The organism is Kushneria halocnemicola (assembly GCF_965650455.1).
Lineage (GTDB): Bacteria > Pseudomonadota > Gammaproteobacteria > Pseudomonadales > Halomonadaceae > Kushneria.
Genome location: NZ_OZ287968.1, coordinates 1,784,286 through 1,802,529, shown reverse-complemented (window position 1 = coordinate 1,802,529; position 18,244 = coordinate 1,784,286). Strand labels below are relative to the sequence as shown.

The window sequence follows — 18,244 nt, the reverse complement described above, 5'->3', positions numbered from 1 at the left end:
GCGAGGATTACGGACGCGCCGGCCATGACCAAGTTTTATGAATTAAAGAAACCTTTTTGAAACTAATGAAAACACCGTGGCGTGTCCGCTCACAGCGCGATGCCTTGTGAAATAACACCAAGGTTTATTCATCTTTGGTCGCACCTGCCGTTGCGATGAAACAACAGCACCGGATCGCGTTTCGGCCCGGGAGGGTAGAGAATGCTCGATTGTGCACAGGATGCAACCCATGACAGGACAGGTCTTCGGACGTGAACGAACATCCCTGGCCGCGTAAATCGCCGATTCGCCTGAACACCCTGGCGGCGCTGCTGGCCTTTATCACCATCATGGCGTCGCTGATCGTGGCCTACACCGTGTTTGGCGATCAGCTCTGGCGCAGTATCACGCGGGTCCAGCAGGACCGCGTGGTCAACGTGGCCACCACGTTGTCCCGCAGCGATGAGGTAATCAAGGCGCTGCAGCTTGACGTACCCCCGTCACCGGCGGCCGATATCGAGCAGCGCATGGAAACGCTGCGCGAGCTGCTCAACGTCAATTTCATCGTCATCATGAATGCCCGCGGCATTCGGCTGACCCACCCCAATCGAGAGTGGATCGGCCATAATTTTCGCGGCGGCGATGAGGGGGCGGCGCTTGCCGGAGCGCGCTACGCCTCGCTGGCGGTGGGCACGCTGGGCACCAGCATTCGTGGTTTCGCGCCCGTGCGCGATGACAGCGGCGACATCATCGGCGCCGTGTCGGTAGGGGTGACGCTGTCGCATCTGGAGCCCTTGCGCGCGGCCTCCCACAAGCGGCTGCTGTTTCTCTTTCTGGCCATTCTCGCCATCGGCGGGCTGGGCTCGGCGTGGCTGGCACGCACCATCCGCCGACGCCTGATGGGTATGGAGCCCGATGACATCGCTCGTTTGGTCGCCGAGCGCCGCGTGACGCTGGACGCCATCCATGAAGGGGTCATTGCCGTGGATGCCCGGGCGCATGTGACGCTGATCAACCCCGCGGCACGTTCGTTGCTGGGCGATCTCAAGGCCCACGGGATCGAGCTGGGAGAGCGTCTCGAGGTGCTGCTGCCCGGCAGCGACAGCGAGCATCAGGTGCTCGGTGACCGGGCGATGATCAATCGCCGCATGCATCTGGGCGGGCGGGCCTTTCTGGGCAACTATCAGCCGATGATGGCCGATGGGCGACTGGTCGGTGCGGTGATGACCTTTCGCGACAGCCACGAGATGCAGGCGCTGGCCGAAGAGCTTACCGGCGTGCGGCGCTACGCCGAAGCGCTGAGAGCCACCACGCATGAGTTCAAGAACAAACTGCACGTCATTCTGGGGCTGGCCCAGCTCGAGGACCTGCCGGCGCTGAGACAGTATCTGCGTGAGCTGGTCGACTACCGCCACGCCGTGTCGGAATCGATCGTCGAGCGCGTGCGTGAGCCGGTGCTGGCGGGCTTTTTGATCGGCAAGCAGAGCGAGGCCCGGGAGAAGGGCATCACGCTGAGCGTCGAGGCCGAGACGCCGATTCCCCAGGCCAGCGACGGCGCCACGGTGCATGCGCTGGTCAGCATCATCGGCAACCTTCTGGAAAATGCCTTTGAAGCGCTTGATGCCCGCGAGGAACCGGGCGTTGCCATCCACATGGCGCTGGAGTCACGCACGCTGTCGCTGCAGATTCAGGACAACGGCGCCGGTATCGAGCCCGAGCATCAGGCGCGCATCTTCGAGCACGGCGTCTCCACCAAGGGCGAGCGGCGCGGGCTGGGCCTTTTTCTGGTTCGCGAGCAGATCGACGCCGTGGAGGGCACCCTGTCACTTTACTCCTCGCCCGGACAGGGCACGCTGATCGAGGTCAGCTATCCCTATCGTCCTGCCAATGGCAGCGCGCACGATGACGCGGCGGGCGGGCGAACACATCAATGACCGAACATACCGGCTGGTCGGGTTCAAACGGTTCAAGAGCAACCACGCATGAGAGTACTGATCGTAGAAGATGACCCGATGGTCATGAAGCTCAACGTCGACTACCTCACAAGGGTCGGCGATATGCAGCTGATAGGGCGCTGCAGCGACGTCACCACCGCACTGGTGGTGCTGGAGCGCGAAAGCGTTGATGTGGTGCTGCTGGATGTGTATCTGGGCAAGCGCAGCGGCCTTGAGATCGCCGGCTGGCTGCGCGAGCGCGATATCGATACCGACATCATTTTGATCACCGCGGCCTCGGAAACCGAAACGGTACGCGAGGCGCGACGGCTGGGCATCAACGACTTTCTGGTCAAACCGTTCGAGTTCAAGCGCTTTCGCGAGGCGCTTGAAACCTGCCGGCAGCGCCGCGACGCGCTCGATATCCTCAGCGACCAGGTCGATCAGCAGACGCTGGATACCCTGTTTCGGGCCGACAGCAACGCCCCCCGGCGTCTCAACGGCCTGCCCAAGGGTCTGACCGCCCACAGTCTGGCCCAGGTCTGCGAGGCCATCCTGACCCTGTCGCAGGACGAGTTTTCCACCGAAGGGCTGGCCGAGGTGGCCGGCATGTCCCGGGTGTCGATCCGCAAGTACCTCAAGTACCTCGCCAACCTGGGGCTTTTGACCGAATCCTTCGCCTACGGCCAGGTCGGTCGGCCCTCGTTTTCCTATCGCTGTCTGGACCGGGAAGCGCTGGAGCGCATCGTCAGCTAGTCAGCCGGCATCTCGCGACGAACGATGGCGCGAATCAACCGCCGCCCCGGATTGAGGTGATCCACCAGTGACTCGGGCAGCGGCAGGGGCTCTTCACAGATCCGCGAGGCCAGCAGCTCGGCGATCAGCGGGGCGCTGACCAGCCCGCGTGATCCGTGGGCCAGCGACACCCACAGCCCTTTTTGATAGCGCCCCGGCACGTCCGGCACGCGAGTAGCATCAAAACCCAGGCCGGCGTAGGCCTTTCGCCAGTACTCGACCTGCGGCACGCCCCCGGCATAGGGCGACTTGTCGGGGCTGGCGCAGCGAAGCCCGCTGCGCGAGGGCAGCGCCGGTGCGTTGTGCAGGGCGCGCGCCAGCTCGGGCAGGGTGCGATCCAGCTCGCCGAGATTGAAGGCGTCGTCCTCGTCGCGCAGCGACAGGTCGCAATCGTTGGGCGAAAACGAGGCGCCCAGGCTCTGCACGCCGTCCCACGCCGGAGGGGCATAGCCGCCGGCACACACCACGCAGCGCGGCGACAGCGACAGCGCCGTCTCATCGAGCCGGTAGTGACTGACCTGACCGCGCACGGCCTGCAGCGGCAGAAACTCTGATGTCGACAGCCTGCGGGCGCCTTCTGCGCAGGCCAGTACCACATGATCGGCTTTCAGGCAGGTGCCATCGCTGAGCGTCAGCACATGGCGCGTGTCTTCCTGATGGATCGTCTCAAGCGCGGCCAGGTGCGGCGTGATACCGGGCGTATCGGCCAGCTGGGCGCAGAGTCGGTCCGGACGCACCCAGCCGGCACCGGCATAGTACAGGCCGTGTCTTACGCCCTCGGCCAGCGTCTGGCCGGCAATCCGCCCGGCCTCGTCACGACTCACGCCACGCACCACGCCCTCGGGCAGCTGCCAGTGCTCGAGACAGCGCCGCTGGCGCGCGGCTTCCCGGTCGCTGGTGGCCAGCTGCAGCACGCCGGTCGGGTGCCACAGCGCATGCTCGGGGTCGATCCGATGCAAAAAGCGCTGGGTGTATTCAAGCGCGGCGAGATAGAACCGGCTCTGGTCGTTGACCTCGGCTGCCGGGCGAATATAGAGCGCGCCCTGACGGTTGCCCGAGGCGCCGCTGCCGGGCGGGTTCGGGTCAATCAGGGTGACGCGTCGTCCGCGCCGCGCCAGCGCGTGGGCGAGGCTTGTGCCGGCAATGCCGGCACCGATCACGGCGATATGATCGTCACCTCCGGCCGGACGCGGTGCCTCATCGATATGCCAGGGCGTCAGGCGCCGCCGGGTCTGCTGACGTGGATGCATTGGCGGCGGTGTGGGCATGTGACCGCCAAGCATTTCGCGCTTGCGGCCGAACCCCGGCATCTTGCGGATCTCGAAACCGGCCTGGCGCAGCCCGCGCTTGACCACGCCGGCACAGGTAAAGGTGGCAAACGTTGTGCCCTCGCGGCTGGCACCGGCCAGCGCGGCAAAGAGTCTCTCCGACCACATGTCGGGATTTTTGGACGGCGCAAAACCATCCAGAAACCAGGCGTCCACCCGGCCTTCCAGCTGTTCAAGGCTCTCGGCGGCGTCACCGAAGTGCAGATCCAGCGTGATGCGCTCGTGCAGCACCACACGATGGATGCCGCGCAGGGCCGGGGGCCACTGATCCACCAGAGCGCGGACAAGATCGGCGAAGTCCTCATGGTGGCGCAGGGCGCGTGTCAGGTCCTCGCGCGTGAACGGGTGCTGCTCGGTGGAGACGACATGCAGGCGGGTATCATCGGGTGCCCGGGCCAGAAAGTCGTGGGCGGCACACAGCACGTTGAGACCGCTGCCAAAGCCGGTTTCGCCGATGACAAAGGGGCGGGCCTGATGCCAGTCGTGCCAGCGACTCGCAAGGTGGTTGCCGGCCAGAAAGACATGCTCGGTTTCGCGTCGACCGTCTTCACGCGAGAAATAGACATCACCGTAGTCGACGGCTTCAGGGGCGTTATCGTCGCGCCAGTGAAGCTGCGCCGGCTGCAGGGCGAAAGGGGGCCGGAAAGGATTGGAAGACAAGGGACAATACCGAAGAAACGTCAGGGGTGATCAATTTTTGAACGATTTCTGGCAGGCCTGCCACCATCACGCTTTGCGCAATGTGTTCGCGGGGATCGCACAACGTTGTCACAGGCTTATCCACGCAGAGTGTGCATAACAACAAGGCTGTGGATAAGCGTGTACAAGCCCCGCGAACAGGGGCCTTTTAAAAATCAGGGCAGCACTTTTTTAAACGGACGGACGCTGACCTGTGAATAAACACCTGCCGCGACGTAGGGATCGGCGTCAGCCCAGGCGCGAGCCTGCTCCAGCGAGTCGAACTCGGCCACGATCAGGCTGCCGCTGAAGCCGGCCTCGCCCGGATCAATGCCGTCCACGGCGGGAAAGGGGCCTGCCAGCACCAGACGCCCCTCGTCACGCAGCGCCTCGATGCGTGCCAGATGCTCCGGGCGCACGCTCTGGCGCGCCTTGAGGCTTTCATCCACATCTTCTCCGATGATGGCGTAGAGCATGCTTACTTCTCCTTTCCGTGGGGGTTGGTGCCCTTGATCGTCTTGTCATCATCGGGCAGATGACGCGCGATATAGACGCCCTGAACAATGATGAACAAAAACGTAAGGCCCATCATGCCAAAGAGCTTGAAGTTGACCCAGACTTCCTCGCTGAAATGGGTGAACACTGCGATGTTGACCGCCCCCATGGCCAGAAAGAAGGCCACCCAGGCCAGATTCAGGCGCATCCAGACCGGGGAGGGCAGGGTCATGTTCTTTTCCATCATCCGCTCGATCAGCGATTTGCCGCCAAACAGCGGCGAGAGCAGAAAGGCCACGGCAAAAAGCCAGTTGACCACGGTCGGCTTCCACTTGATGAAGTCGCCATCGCCCAGAATGACGGTGGCCCCGCCCAGCACAACGACCAGCGCCAGCGTGACCAGATGCATTTTTTCGATCTTGCGCCAGCGCCACCAGGTAAAGAGCACCTGCGCAATGGTGGCCGGAATCAAAACGGCGGTGGCCAGCACGATATCCTTGGTCATCTGATAGACCAGAACGAAGATGGCGATCGGCAGAAAGTCGATCAGCATTTTCATACACAACACTCCTGAAATGATGCCGGCGGGCAGGCCCGGGGCGGAAATACGGGCGTTCATTGATTCCTGGGGATACCCGGCGCAACATGGCCTGCATTCAGGGTCGTCACCGCACGCGGGGCGGCCACGCCGTTATACCATGCAGACCCGATTTTGCTGCTACCGAGAGGCCAATGAGCGCGCAGGATACTATATCGTCATCCCGGGACGGCGCGGCGTCGTCCTTTGACCCCGGCATGACGCTCGAGCAGGCCGGCCATATCGACCTTCACATGCATTCCACCGCCTCTGACGGCCGGCTCACGCCGCAGGCGCTGATGGATCTTTGTCATCAGCGCGGCCTGTCATGCGCGGCGCTGACCGATCACGATACCATCGATGGCGTCGAGGCGGCATCACGGCAGGCCCGGGCGCTGGGCATGACGCTGGTGCCCGGTGTCGAGCTGTCCACTCGCTGGCAGGGCGTGGGCATTCACGTGGTAGCGCTGTGGCACGGTCAGGCGCAGCCGCCGATGACCGCACTGCTCGAGCGCCTCGCCCATGCCCGTCATGACCGGGCGCTGGAAATCGCCACAAGACTTGAGAAGGTCGGCCTTGAAAACGCGCTCGAGCGGGCGCGTGAACAAAGCGAAGGCGCGCGGCTGCTGGGTCGACCCGACTTTGCCCGGGCGCTGGTGGCGGCAGGGCTGGTGCCCGACATGGCCCGTGCGTTCAAGCGCTACCTGGGCTCGGGAAAGACTGGCGATGTGAAGGTGCACTGGCCCACACTGGAAGACACGCTTGAAAGCGTTCGCCTGGCCGGCGGCGTGGCGGTGGTGGCGCATCCGCTGCGCTATGGGCTGACCCGGCGGCGGCTGGGGCTTTTGCTGGATGAGTTCACAGCGCTTGGCGGTGAAGGCGCCGAGTTGATCAGCGGCTATCAAAACGATGATCGAAGCCGCGATCTGGCCTCACTTCTGGTCAAACGAGGGCTCTACGCCTCGCTGGGCAGTGACTTTCACTATCAGGGCGGGGCACTGGCTCCGGGCACCCTGAGCCGCGTGCCACGCAGCCAGCTTGCGCCCGTCTGGCAGCACCCGCGGCTGGCCCCCGCCTTTGACGGTTTGTGAACGCCATTTCTTGCCAGATTCAGGAGACATTCCATGAGCCAGTTCTTTTCCCTGCACCCGGAAACCCCGCAAAAGCGCCTTCTAACCCAGACGCGCGAGATTCTCGAAAAGGGCGGGGTGATTGCCTATCCCACCGACTCCGGCTACGCGCTGGGCTGTCTGCCGGGCAACAAAAAGGGCGTGGAGCGCATCAAGCGACTGCGTAACCTTGATGACAAGCACAACTTCACCCTGATGTTTCCCGATCTCAATGAGATCGGCACTTATGCCCGCATGGACAGTCCCATCTTTCGCGTACTCAAGGCCTACACGCCGGGCGCCTACACCTTCATTCTCGACGCCACCAACGAGGTGCCCAGGCTGTTGCTGCACCCCAAGCGCCGCACCATCGGCATTCGCGTGCCCGATCATCGCATCACCCGCGACATTCTGGAGACAGCCGGTGCGCCGCTGATGAGCGTGACCTTTATCGCGCCCGACGAGACGCTGCCCATGACGGATGCCGAGGAGATTCGCGACCGCTTTGGTTCGCAGCTCGATGCCATCATCGACGGCGGCGCCTGCCCGATGGAGCCGACCACAGTCCTGGATATGCGAACGCTGCCGCCTGAAGTGCTTCGTCAGGGTCGGGGAGATACCAGCGCCTTTGGCTGATGCATGCCTGCCAGTCGATCGGGTACATAAAAAAACCTGCAGGGTGGCCTGCAGGTTTTTTTGATGATGACAGTTCAACGGCTATCGCTGATCCGGGGGAAGGTCATTGGCATCCGGATTGTTGCGTTTGTCCGAGTCATCGTCTGCATTCGAACTATCGTCTGTATTCAAGCTATTGTCTGTATTCGAACCATTGCCTTCATCTGAGCCCTCACCTTCCTCCGAATCATCGCCTGTCTCCGGGGTATCGCGTTTGTCCGACGCATCGGTGCCGTCGTGGGAGGGGGCGGTGCCGTCGCGCTCCTGCTCCAGTCGCCGAGTTTCCTCATCAAGAGCGTCGCGCTGCTGCTGCAGCTCTTCGATCTCGTCATCGATCTCCTTGCGTCTGGGATCATCGGCCTCTTCATTGAGCCAGGTGCCACAGCGCCGGCAGTATTTGGCGTCACGCTCGTGGCCTTCGTGACCACAGCCCGGGCAGGCCTCGTCGGAGTAGTGGTTGCGTTGAATCGAGCGCATGACCTCGGCGGAGAACACGCCGGTGGGCACGGCCAGAATCGAATAGCCCAGAATCATCATCATCGCCGAGATGAACTGCCCCAGCGGCGTAATGGGTGAAATATCCCCATAGCCCACCGTGGTCAGCGTCACCACCGCCCAGTAGATGGACTTGGGAATGCTGGTAAAGCCGGCCTCGACCGGCTCGATCAGATAAACCAGTGCCCCGAATACGATGACCAGCGACATGACCGTCATCAAAAACATCAGGATCTTCTGGCGGCTGCGCTCCAGCGCCTCCATCAGCAGGTTGCCTTCACCGACAAACTCCATCAGGCGCAGTACCCGAAAAAGCCGCATAACGCGCAGTACCCGGATGACCAGCAGCGCCTGGGTGCCGGGGAATATCAGGCTCAGCCAGGAGGGCAAAAGGCTCAGAAGATCGATGATGCCATAGGTGCTGCGGGCATAGCGCACCGGGCGGTCCAGACAGTACAGGCGCAGCACATACTCGATCGTGAAGATCACCGTAAAGACCCACTCGGCGATCATGAAGGCATCCCCATAGCGCGCCTTCAAACTGACGACGCTATCGAGCAGGATGATGACGACACTTGCCACGATCATGATGATCAGGGCGATATCAAAGCCTTTGGCGGCCGGCGTATCCGATTCAAAGATGATCTGAAAGATACGATCTCGAAGCGTCATCTGTTTTTTATGGGATTCGCTGCTCACCGGCGCTCCGAAGTCCTTGTGGGATAGATGGCGTCCGGCCTCATGCGCCAGCGCCAAAAAATCATGCCATGACGCTTCAGCAAACGCAGCCCCCGCCGTTAAACACAGCAATACGCTTGACCGTTATCACAGGCACTGTTTCGGGCCGCCCACCGAAAGGAAGCGGTAGTGCCTGATACGGTTCGTCACCGATTTGTAATAACTTCTAGGGGTGCGCCATGAGTCGTACGGTGCAGGCATTATGTCACGATATTCGCTATCTGGCCGATGAGCTGGCGGCAGAGTCGACCTCGCTCGACGGGCAAAGACTGGCGCATCTGTCGACGTGCTGCAACGCCCTGTTCGAGCTGCTTCAGACCCCTGCGCTACCCAACGATATCCCGCTGTCCCGCTACGAGCGCATGCTGCTGTGTGACCATGATGTCATCTGGCACTGGCAGGCGCAGGGCGATGGTCTGACGCTGTCATCACGCTGGAAATCGCTGTATCACGGCGAGCCCGCATCGTCTTTGACGCAGTGGTGCGAGAGGCTGCATCCCGAGGATCGCGAGCGGGTGCACGCCCTGTGCCATCAGGCGGCCACCACCCGTGCGGTGTCGCGCATCGAATGCCGCCTGTGTGACGGCCAGGGGCAGTGGCGCTTCGTTCGTCTGCGTATCGTGGGCACCGGAGATGAGCACGTGTCGGGGCTGACCGGCGTGCTCAGCGACATTACCCACGAGCGCTATCGCGACCCGGTCACCGGGCTTGGCAACTCCGACCTGCTTGATCAGCTGCTGGAAGACGCCCTGGCGCAGCCTCCGGGCACACACCACGCGCTGGTCAAGATCACCATGGTCAATGCCACGCTGCTCAGCGAATCCGAACATTTCAACAATACCCGAGAGCTGGAGACTCGCATTGCCGATCTGCTCCTGGAGCTGCTGCCCGCTGGTACGCTGGTAGCGCTGCCAGGCTTTAGCTATGCGCTGCTCACTTCCTTTGAAAGTCAGGGGGCGCTCGAGCGTTTCCTCCAGCCGCTTCAGCAGATGCTGGGCATGCCGCTGGAAACCCCGACAGGGCGCGTATGGCTATCCCATGTGGTGGGTGTGGTGCCCTTCAATGCCGCTTGCCGTGTCGGGGTCGAGACCCTGAGAAAGCAGGCGCGTCTGACCATCAATAATGCTTCCGGTGCGGGCGTGGGAGGCATCCATTACTACAGCGATGAGCTGCAGGCGCGTGCCAGCCGGGCCAGTCGCGGCGAGCAGCTGATTCGCTCAGCACTTGCCTGCGATGGCGTACTGTGTTTTTTGCAGCCCATCGTCAGCGTCAGGGAAGGGGGGCGGGTCGTGGCCTTTGAGGCGCTGATGCGCCTGCGCGATGGCGAAGAAAAAATCGCCATGCCGAGTGCGTTTATCGAGGCCGCCGAATCCACCGGACTGATCCACCAGCTCAGTCAGCAGCTGATCGACAAGGCGCTGCACATTCTGGTGGACCCGGCCTTTACCGCCCGCTTTGGCAGGGATTTCGTGATCAACATCAATCTATCCCGCCACCAGCTCAAGGACGCGATGCTGGTCGATGACATGATGAGGCTGATCCACAAACACGGCGCCAATCCCCGGCGCGTCAACCTGGAAATCACCGAGTCGGCCGTACTGGCAGAGCCGGCCGTGGCGCTGCGTAACCTGGTGCGGCTGCGCGAGCATGGCATCTCCATCGCCCTGGATGACTTCGGCAGCGGTTACTCCTCGCTGTCCCAGCTGTGCGAACTGCCGTTGGACTGCATCAAGATCGACCGCCGCTTTGTGATGGATCTGGAGCGCGAGCCCCGCAAGCGCCACGTCATGACCTCGGTCATCGATCTGTGTCGCCGTCTGGACTTTCGCGTGGTCGTGGAAGGCGTCGAGGAGAGCGCCACGCTCAAAACGGTCTGTGACATGGGCGCCGAGCAGATCCAGGGGTTCATCTACGCTCGGCCCATGGCCTCCCAGGAGGTGCTGGGTCGGCTCAATGCCACGCTGTTGCCCGTATCACTGCAGCCGGCATCGATCTGACAGGCCGAGACACCCTGTGACTGCTCCGGCACCTGCCTGCTAGCGGTACAGACGCTGCATCAATAGCAGCCACTGCTGGCCAGAGCGCACGCTCAGCCAGTCAGGACGCGACAGCGATTCACCGAGCCGGCCGGCCAGGGTGGCCACCTCGAAGTCATCATGGCGGGTCAGGTGAATCAATGCCTGACGCGAGGCATACAAAAAGGCCTGCTGCTGGCTGTCCTGAAAGGCATCAAGCGCCAGAATGGCACGCTCGAGGCACTGCCCGGGCATGTCGAGCGCGCAGGCCGGCAGCTGCCACTGCTGTTCGCGTAGAGAGGCCGCGCGCGCCGCCTTGCTGGCGTTGGCCGGGCGCAGAGCGCAGTGATGGGCCAGCTGCTCGGCCAGTGACCAGAGCGCCGTCTCCCGGCCCTCCTTGAGCTCGAGCTCGATTTCATGAATTCCAATCCGGCGCTCGCCCACGACGATCTCGCCGATATCCAGCGCCAGCTCGATCCAGCTTTCGTCATGTTCCAGTAGCCACTGAGTGCGCTGAAAGTCGGTGCGATAGACCGGGACCAGCGCCTGGCACACCCTGCTGTCTTCAAAGGGCGTCACGCCCAGACCGGCCAGCCACTCAAGGTCCAGACTTTCTTCCTCGCGCGGCGTTTCCCATTCACCCCGGGTATGCAGCCCGCCGTGGCCGTCGCCGGCGGTCTTGACCGTCTGCACGAAGGTCTCACCGTTACCGCGCAGGCGCAGGGCCACGCGATGCGCTTCAAGGTCCAGTTCCGGAGTGTCGTAATAGACGTTGGCCAGACGGTGCGTTTCGGGGGGTGTTCCCTCAAGCAGGGGATGGGCCATCAGGGCGTCGACGCTGTCGCGACCGAGCGCCATCTTGAGCTCCACCTCCTGCGGGGACGCTGATGCATTGGTGACGGTATTGTCGCTTTGCGTGCTCGGATTCATGTGTTGATTCGCTCTATCCGGGGGCCAAACGTTAAATTTTCATGACGCCGGGGGGTCAGATAAATATACTGGTTGCGCCATTTTTCATTGCAGTGAAATCACCATGGTGTCATCCAATCCCTTTTCAGCACTGTTCGGCCGGTCGCCGTTTCAGCCGCTGCTTGAACATATCGACAAGACCGTCGAGTGCGCCGACCTGTTGCCGATCTTTTTTCAGGCAACGCTTGAGCAGGACTGGACGCGTGCCGGCGAGATTCGCAACCGCATCAGCGCAGGCGAGCATGACGCCGATGAGCTGAAAACCTATATCCGCATGAACCTGCCCAACAGCATTTTCCTGCCGGTATCGCGCTCCGACCTGCTCGAGCTGATCAGTGTACAGGACAAGATAGCCAACAAGATCAAGGATATCGCCGGGATCATGCTGGGTCGTCGCATGCGTATTCCCGAGGCGATGGAGGATATCTTTCAGGAATACGTGCATACGGCAGTCGCTACGGTCCATCAGGCCCGCTCGGCGCTGGCCGAACTGGATGATCTGCTGGAGTCGGGCTTTGGACGCAATGTCTCCGATCTTCTGGGTGATCAGATCCGCAAGCTCCATGAACTCGAACACCAGGCCGACGATCAGCAGGTCATGATCCGGCGCCGCCTTTTTGAGCTGGAAAAGGAGCTGCCGCCGATCGATGTCATGTTCCTTTACCAGATCATTGACTGGATCGGTGAGGTTTCCGACCGCTCTGAACGCGTAGGCAGCCGCCTGCAAATCCTTTTGGCCCGATAGGTGCACGTCACCATCGGGTAGTGAAGTTCGGATAACGATATTTTCCTATGACCATCATCGCACAGCATGGCGAGCTCTTTATTCTTCTCGCCTGCGTTTTCGGTTTTTTCATGGCCTGGGGCGTGGGCGCCAACGATGTGGCCAACGCCATGGGCACATCGGTCGGCTCCAAGGCCATCACCATTCGCCAGGCGATCGTCATCGCCATCATCTTCGAATTTCTGGGGGCCTGGCTTGCCGGCGGTGAAGTCACTTCCACCATTCGCAATGGCATCATCGATCCCACCCTGTTAGACGAAACGCCGCAGTATCTGGTGTACGGCATGCTGTCGTCGCTTCTATCGGCGGCCATCTGGCTGATGATTGCCTCCAAAAAGGGCTGGCCGGTGTCCACCACGCACTCCATCGTGGGCGCCATTGTCGGCTTTGCCGTCGCGGGTCTGGGGCCGGCCTCGGTACAGTGGAGCGCGGTGGGCCAGATCGTGTCGAGCTGGGTGACCTCGCCGTTTATCGCGGGCATTCTCGCCTTTTTGCTGTTCCGCTCGATTCAGACGCTGATTTTTGAAAACAAGGACCCGCTGGCGGCGGCGCGTCGCTATGTACCGGGCTACATGTTTCTGGTCGGTTTTATCGTGGCGATGGTGACCCTGCTCAAGGGGCTGAGTCATGTGGGTCTTGATCTCACCTTCACCGATGCACTGCTCTGGGCCATGGGCGTGGGCGCGATCATTACGCTGCTGGGCATTCTTCTGGAGCGACGTATCGGTCACGAGCCGCGCAAGGATGACCGTTTCAGCTTCTCGGGCGTGGAGCGCATCTTCGGTCTTTTGATGATGTTTACCGCCTGCGCCATGGCGTTCGCTCATGGCTCCAACGACGTGGCCAACGCCGTGGGCCCGCTGGCCGCCGTGGTCAGCGTCGTACAGACTCAGGGGCAGATCGGCGGTAACGCGGCACTGCCCTGGTGGATTCTGATTCTCGGCGGCGGCGGTATCGTCTTTGGTCTTTTGACCTACGGCCACCGCGTGATTGCCACCGTTGGTACCGGCATTACCGAACTGACGCCGTCGCGCGGCTTTGCCGCAACGCTTGCCGCGGCGACCACGGTGGTCATCGCCTCCGGCACGGGCCTGCCGATTTCGACCACGCACACGCTGGTCGGTGCGGTACTGGGCGTGGGTCTGGCGCGCGGCATGCGGGCCTTGAACCTGCGCGTGCTGGGCACCATCGTGATTTCCTGGCTGGTCACGCTGCCGGCCGGTGCGGCACTGTCGATCATCTTCTTTTTCATGCTCAAGGGCATGTTCGGCTAGCCGTTTTTGCCGACTTCGCCATCAAGGGCCGCCGTGAATCACGGCGGCCTTTTTTTGTCCGGTGTTTGATGACATCACCCGAACCTGCGTCCCGGCGCCGGCTGCTTTAAGATGGGGGCATCTCACCGTCGTGAGTTCTCATTGATGCCTGCCTGACCCTGGAGCCGCCTTGGACATCTCATTTCCCTTTGCCGACTGGTTTCGAAACTCATCGACCTATATCGATGCCCACCGGGGACGTACCTTTGTGGTACTGATCGAAGGAGAGGGGTTGACGCCCGAGCGTCGCGCGCCGCTGATTCAGGATCTGGCGCTGCTGCACATTCTGGGCGTGCGGCTGGTGCTGGTCTTTGGCGTGCGCGCCCAGGTGCGTCAGGCGCTCGAGGCAGCGGCGCTGACGCCAAAGCGCCACCAGGGCCGGTTTGTCGTCGATGAAGCCTGCATGACGCTGATCGAGCAAGAGGTCTCGACCCTGCGGCTGGCCATCGAGGCCAGGCTGTCCCCGGGGCTTTCCAATACGCCGCTGCATGGCGTCGAGATCAATGCCATCAGTGGCAATCTGGTCATGGCCAAGCCGCTGGGCATCCGGGAGGGCGTCGACTTTCTACGGGCAGGCGAGGTGCGTCGCGTGCGCAGCGATGCCATTAAAACCCTGCTGGATCAGCGCTCGCTGGTGGTGCTGCCACCGCTGGGGTACTCCAGCACCGGTGAGGTCTTTGATCTGGACGCCGCCGATATCGCCCGTCACGCCGCCATCTCCCTCAAGGCCGACAAGCTGATCATCGTCGGCCGTGCCGGCGGGCTGCACAATGCCCAGGGGCGGCTGATGCGCCAGCCGAACCTGCAGGAGGCGCAGACGCTGGGCTATCAGCATGAAGATGGTGAACTTGCCGAGCACGTCCATATTGCCTGCGACGCGGCGCGTCAGGGGGTCGGGCGTACCCATCTGGTCTCCTGGCAGGACCGCGATGCGCTGCTGGCGGAGCTTTTTACCCGTGACGGGGTCGGCACCATGATTACCCGCGAGCGCTACGAGCAGCTGCGCAGCGCTCGCCTCGACGACATCGGCGGGCTTCTGGAGCTTTTGCAGCCGCTGGAGGAGCGCGGCATGCTGGTGGCGCGCTCGCGCGAACGCCTTGAGCAGGAGATCGAGGACTATGTGGTCATCGAGCGTGATGGCATGGTGATCGGCTGCGCGGCGCTTCATCCTTATCCGGAGGCGGGCAGTGCCGAGCTTGCCTGCGTGGCGGTTCACACCAGCTACCGCGGTGGCGAGCGTGGCGACCTGCTGCTGGAAGGCGTCGAGCAGCGCGCCCGCGAGCAGGGGCTGACCGCGCTGTTTGCCCTGACCACGCACACGCTGCACTGGTTTCTCGAGCGAGGCTTCATCACGGCAGGGCTTGAGGCGCTGCCGCAAAAACGACGTGAGCACTACAATCCACAGCGCAACTCCAGAGTGCTGCTCAAGACGCTGGCCCCTGCGGGCGTGCCGGCTGCCGGAAACTGATTCGCCGAAAAGTCACCGTCGCGTTTTTGAGACAAGGTCCATAAGGTTTGTCGGCATCTGCAGACAATGGAAAAGATTTAAAAAACAATGGCTTGCTTGTTTGGCAGGGTGGTCATGTCGCCACATGGCGACGTTTTCGGCCTTCATCGCGGCACTTCCAACCCGATATGGAATGTTTCAGATCTTTTTAAAATTACATGTTGTTGTATTTAAAGCATAAATTAAATCATGGCATATCTCTGGCTAGAGGTAAGGCATGGCAGGACGGTGGATCATGAATGGTCGCTTTCAGGACCGGCATTTGTGACGCCGACCTGCCGAAGGCCCCCTGCAAGGAAGCGTCAGGCAGACATTGCCATGGCACGGATGCCATTTCGGGGCAGAATTTCGAAAATGCCGTCTGGTGGCGTTTTTGATCACGAAGAAGCCACAGGCGCTGTCGAAAACCTGAATGTCAATCTCGACAGCGTGGCTTCGGGCCCCTCCAGGCCCACGGTGACACGGCCCTGCATGGTCAGGCGGGCAGGGTCGTATCACCATGTTACCCTTCAGTTCCCTGCGTATATTGAGAGCCGGCCCTGCCGGCTCTTTTTTTATTGCGGTCGGATAAATGAAACCAAATGAGTGAAAAGTGTATACGGACGTTATCGAACGGTGAGATTATCGGTTATTCTCTCCCTCGTTCCGGACTACTCTTTCTTAACGGCTCGCCTGTCGGAGACTGTCACCTCATGGCTTCTCGAATAAAGCGTCGATGGCGTCCTCGATCCCTTCTTCAGCAGGTATTGACGGCCTTTTTGCTGGTCATGCTGCCGATCGGTGTGTTGATTCATCTCGCCGGTCAAAGCTTTTCCCAGCTCTCGGAGCTGGCCGATGTCAGTGCTCGCGAGGCAGTGGACGAGACACGTCGCGCCCGTCAGTTGACCAACCTGTCAACGGATATGGAGCGCAGCGCCCGTCAGTACGCGGTGCTTGATGATCAGAGTCTGCTTGAAATCTATGGCGAACGCCGCGCGCGCTATAGCGACCTGCTCAACGAACACGCCGCCTTCATGGGCGACAGCCCCCTGATGCAGTCGCTGCGTCAGCAGTTGACCGTGCTTGAAACCCTGCCGGCGCCCGGCGAGGAGAGCCTGAGCGCCCAGCTGTCCGAGTTCAGTCGGTTTACCTCCACCACGGAAGCGCTGGCCGAGGCGACCCGTCGTCAGGTCGATGCGCGTATCGACGAGATTCGCGCCCAGGCCGATCAGGTCACCACACGCCTTTGGCAGGCAACACTGGCGCTGGTGTCGTTCAGCCTGGTGCTGATCCTGTTTTTCACCTGGCGTATCATTCGCCCGATTCGACAGCTCGAGCAGCGTATTCTCGGCATCGGGGGCAGTGGCGATACCGAAGAGACGCGCCCGATCCAGGGCCCGCTGGAGCTGGTCAATCTCGAGGAGCGCCTTGAGTGGCTGTCGGCGCGTCTGCGCGAGCTCGAGGAACAAAAGCAGCAGTTTTTGCGTCACATGTCCCACGAGCTCAAGACACCGCTGGCCAGTATCCGTGAAGGCTCCGGGCTTCTGGCCGATGGCGTGGTGGGTGAGATGACCCAGCGCCAGCGCGAAATCGTGCTTTTGATCGATGAAAGCGGTCAGGAGCTCCAGACATTGATCGAACAGCTGCTGGATTACAATCTGCTGCAGCAAAATCGCCGCCTTAACGTCACGCGCTTTGACGTGGCAAGCGTGATCCATGAGGTGCTTTCAAAGCACCGCCTGGCGCTGCAGCAAAAGGGCATGGTCGTGGAAGAGCGTCGCGCCCCGCTGTACTGGCAGGCCGATCGCGCCCGTACCGCGCGAATTCTGGACAATCTGGTGTCCAATGCCATTGCCTACGGCGACGATGAAGGCCGGCTCTACATTTCGGCCAGTGCCGACCAGCATCATCTGACCCTGGATGTGGCCAACAGCGGTCAGGCGATCAACGACCGTGACCGCGATCATCTGTTCGAGCCCTTCTATCAGGGCAGCTCGCAGCGCAAGGGGCCGCTCAAGGGCTCCGGCATCGGGCTGTCGGTGGCCGCCGAGAGCGCTCGTGCCCAGCACGGGACGCTGAGTCTGATCGAGGATTCGATCAACGGCTGTGAAGTCTGCTTTGAACTGGTACTTCCCTGGATCGTGGAAGAGGCTTCACAGGACAACCCCTCTTTACCCCGGGCCGCAAGGGAAAAGGCGGCGCTGGCAAGGATATGACAATGAAGCACAATCTAATGGCAGGCAGCGTTTTGCTGGCGACCATGCTGCTGGGCGGGTGCGCCATGTGGGGTGATCGTGTCCCCGGCGCCGCCGAGGAAGGGTGCATTACCCGCGGTATCCCCACCATGGTGGATGACGAATGCCTGCTGCCCACGTGGGTTGCCTTTGGTCGCACTGCGCAGACCGGCACACAGCAATGGCGCGATGAAGTGCTTCAATACATGGATGACGACACGCCCCGGAGCGGTCTGGCCCGTGCGGTGGTCTTTTCCCAGGAGGATGCCGAGCACTGGCCGACAGGCCTTGCGCTGTTCAAGCGCTATACTCCGCAGGCGCCCGAAAGCATTCAGCCGCTGCTTGAGCAGTGGCAGCGGGATCTGGAGCGTCGCACCGAACTTCAGTCCGGGCTTCAATCCAGACTCGATGCACAGCATAATCGCAGCCATCAGGGTAACAGCCGGCAGCGTCAGCAGATTCAGTCGCTGCAGCAGCAAAATGCCGAGCTGAAAAAGAAACTGGACGCCCTGACCGCGATAGAGGAGAGCATGAACGCCAGGCAGACCCCCTGAGCGCTCCTCGCGCGTCGGTCGTGCAAGGAGAGACACGTGAAAACTGCCCATCTGCTATTGGTCGACGATGATCCAAGCCTTTTGAG

General features: G+C 61.7%; 15 protein-coding genes. 10 read left to right on the top strand and 5 right to left on the bottom strand.

All coding sequences use genetic code 11. The features are described 5' to 3' along the window. The first annotated feature begins 251 nt into the window (after positions 1-251). On the top strand, positions 252-1,913 hold the full coding sequence (locus ACS92L_RS08295; RefSeq protein WP_438764178.1) for an ATP-binding protein: 1,662 nt from the start codon (positions 252-254) through the stop codon (positions 1,911-1,913). Between the two features lie 48 nt (positions 1,914-1,961). Further along, positions 1,962-2,669 (top strand): response regulator, encoded by a 708-nt coding sequence (locus ACS92L_RS08290; protein ID WP_438764177.1) that lies wholly within the window; start codon positions 1,962-1,964, stop codon positions 2,667-2,669. Here ACS92L_RS08290 and mnmC read toward each other — a convergent pair. The 3 genes from mnmC to ACS92L_RS08275 form a co-directional block, all read right to left on the bottom strand. After that, positions 2,666-4,696: a bifunctional tRNA (5-methylaminomethyl-2-thiouridine)(34)-methyltransferase MnmD/FAD-dependent 5-carboxymethylaminomethyl-2-thiouridine(34) oxidoreductase MnmC gene (mnmC, locus tag ACS92L_RS08285; RefSeq protein WP_438764176.1), complete on the bottom strand. Its 2,031-nt coding sequence runs from the start codon at positions 4,694-4,696 to the stop codon at positions 2,666-2,668. The genes ACS92L_RS08290 and mnmC overlap by 4 nt on opposite strands. A 194-nt stretch (positions 4,697-4,890) precedes the next feature. Further along, the gene (locus ACS92L_RS08280) at positions 4,891-5,190 is read right to left on the bottom strand and encodes a YciI family protein (RefSeq protein WP_438764175.1); all 300 of its coding nucleotides are present in this window, start codon (positions 5,188-5,190) and stop codon (positions 4,891-4,893) included. A 2-nt stretch (positions 5,191-5,192) separates the two neighbouring features. Then, a complete protein-coding gene (locus tag ACS92L_RS08275) occupies positions 5,193-5,768 on the bottom strand; it encodes a septation protein A (protein WP_438764174.1) in 576 nt (191 codons plus the stop codon). A 173-nt stretch (positions 5,769-5,941) separates the two neighbouring features. Here ACS92L_RS08275 and ACS92L_RS08270 point away from each other — a divergent pair, with 173 nt between their 5' ends. Further along, a complete protein-coding gene (locus ACS92L_RS08270; protein ID WP_438764173.1) occupies positions 5,942-6,877 on the top strand; it encodes a PHP domain-containing protein in 936 nt (311 codons plus the stop codon). A 33-nt stretch (positions 6,878-6,910) separates the two neighbouring features. After that, positions 6,911-7,531 (top strand): L-threonylcarbamoyladenylate synthase, encoded by a 621-nt coding sequence (locus ACS92L_RS08265; RefSeq protein ID WP_438764171.1) that lies wholly within the window; start codon positions 6,911-6,913, stop codon positions 7,529-7,531. A gap of 81 nt (positions 7,532-7,612) precedes the next feature. On the opposite strand, the gene ACS92L_RS08260 is transcribed toward ACS92L_RS08265, so the two are convergent. Further along, positions 7,613-8,764 (bottom strand): ion transporter, encoded by a 1,152-nt coding sequence (locus tag ACS92L_RS08260; protein WP_438764170.1) that lies wholly within the window; start codon positions 8,762-8,764, stop codon positions 7,613-7,615. Between the two features lie 218 nt (positions 8,765-8,982). Here ACS92L_RS08260 and ACS92L_RS08255 point away from each other — a divergent pair, with 218 nt between their 5' ends. Beyond that, a complete protein-coding gene (locus ACS92L_RS08255; RefSeq protein WP_438764169.1) occupies positions 8,983-10,800 on the top strand; it encodes an EAL domain-containing protein in 1,818 nt (605 codons plus the stop codon). A 39-nt stretch (positions 10,801-10,839) separates the two neighbouring features. On the opposite strand, the gene ACS92L_RS08250 is transcribed toward ACS92L_RS08255, so the two are convergent. After that, the gene (locus ACS92L_RS08250) at positions 10,840-11,748 is read right to left on the bottom strand and encodes a CYTH domain-containing protein (protein ID WP_438764168.1); all 909 of its coding nucleotides are present in this window, start codon (positions 11,746-11,748) and stop codon (positions 10,840-10,842) included. 103 nt (positions 11,749-11,851) lie between these two features. On the opposite strand from ACS92L_RS08250, the gene ACS92L_RS08245 reads away from it, so the two are divergent. The 5 genes from ACS92L_RS08245 to ACS92L_RS08225 all read left to right on the top strand — a co-directional run bounded on the left by ACS92L_RS08245 (position 11,852) and on the right by ACS92L_RS08225 (position 18,158). Then, a complete protein-coding gene (locus ACS92L_RS08245; protein WP_438764167.1) occupies positions 11,852-12,532 on the top strand; it encodes a TIGR00153 family protein in 681 nt (226 codons plus the stop codon). Positions 12,533-12,579: 47 nt separating this feature from the next. Then, on the top strand, positions 12,580-13,845 hold the full coding sequence (locus tag ACS92L_RS08240; RefSeq protein ID WP_438764166.1) for an inorganic phosphate transporter: 1,266 nt from the start codon (positions 12,580-12,582) through the stop codon (positions 13,843-13,845). Positions 13,846-14,014: 169 nt separating this feature from the next. Next, a complete protein-coding gene (gene argA / locus ACS92L_RS08235) occupies positions 14,015-15,352 on the top strand; it encodes an amino-acid N-acetyltransferase (RefSeq protein ID WP_438764164.1) in 1,338 nt (445 codons plus the stop codon). Between the two features lie 731 nt (positions 15,353-16,083). After that, positions 16,084-17,586 carry an ATP-binding protein gene (locus ACS92L_RS08230; RefSeq protein WP_438764163.1) on the top strand — a complete coding sequence of 501 codons (1,503 nt, stop codon included), beginning with the start codon at positions 16,084-16,086 and terminating at the stop codon, positions 17,584-17,586. Positions 17,587-17,588: 2 nt separating this feature from the next. Next, positions 17,589-18,158: a hypothetical protein gene (locus ACS92L_RS08225; RefSeq protein ID WP_438764161.1), complete on the top strand. Its 570-nt coding sequence runs from the start codon at positions 17,589-17,591 to the stop codon at positions 18,156-18,158. Positions 18,159-18,244 lie beyond the last annotated feature (86 nt).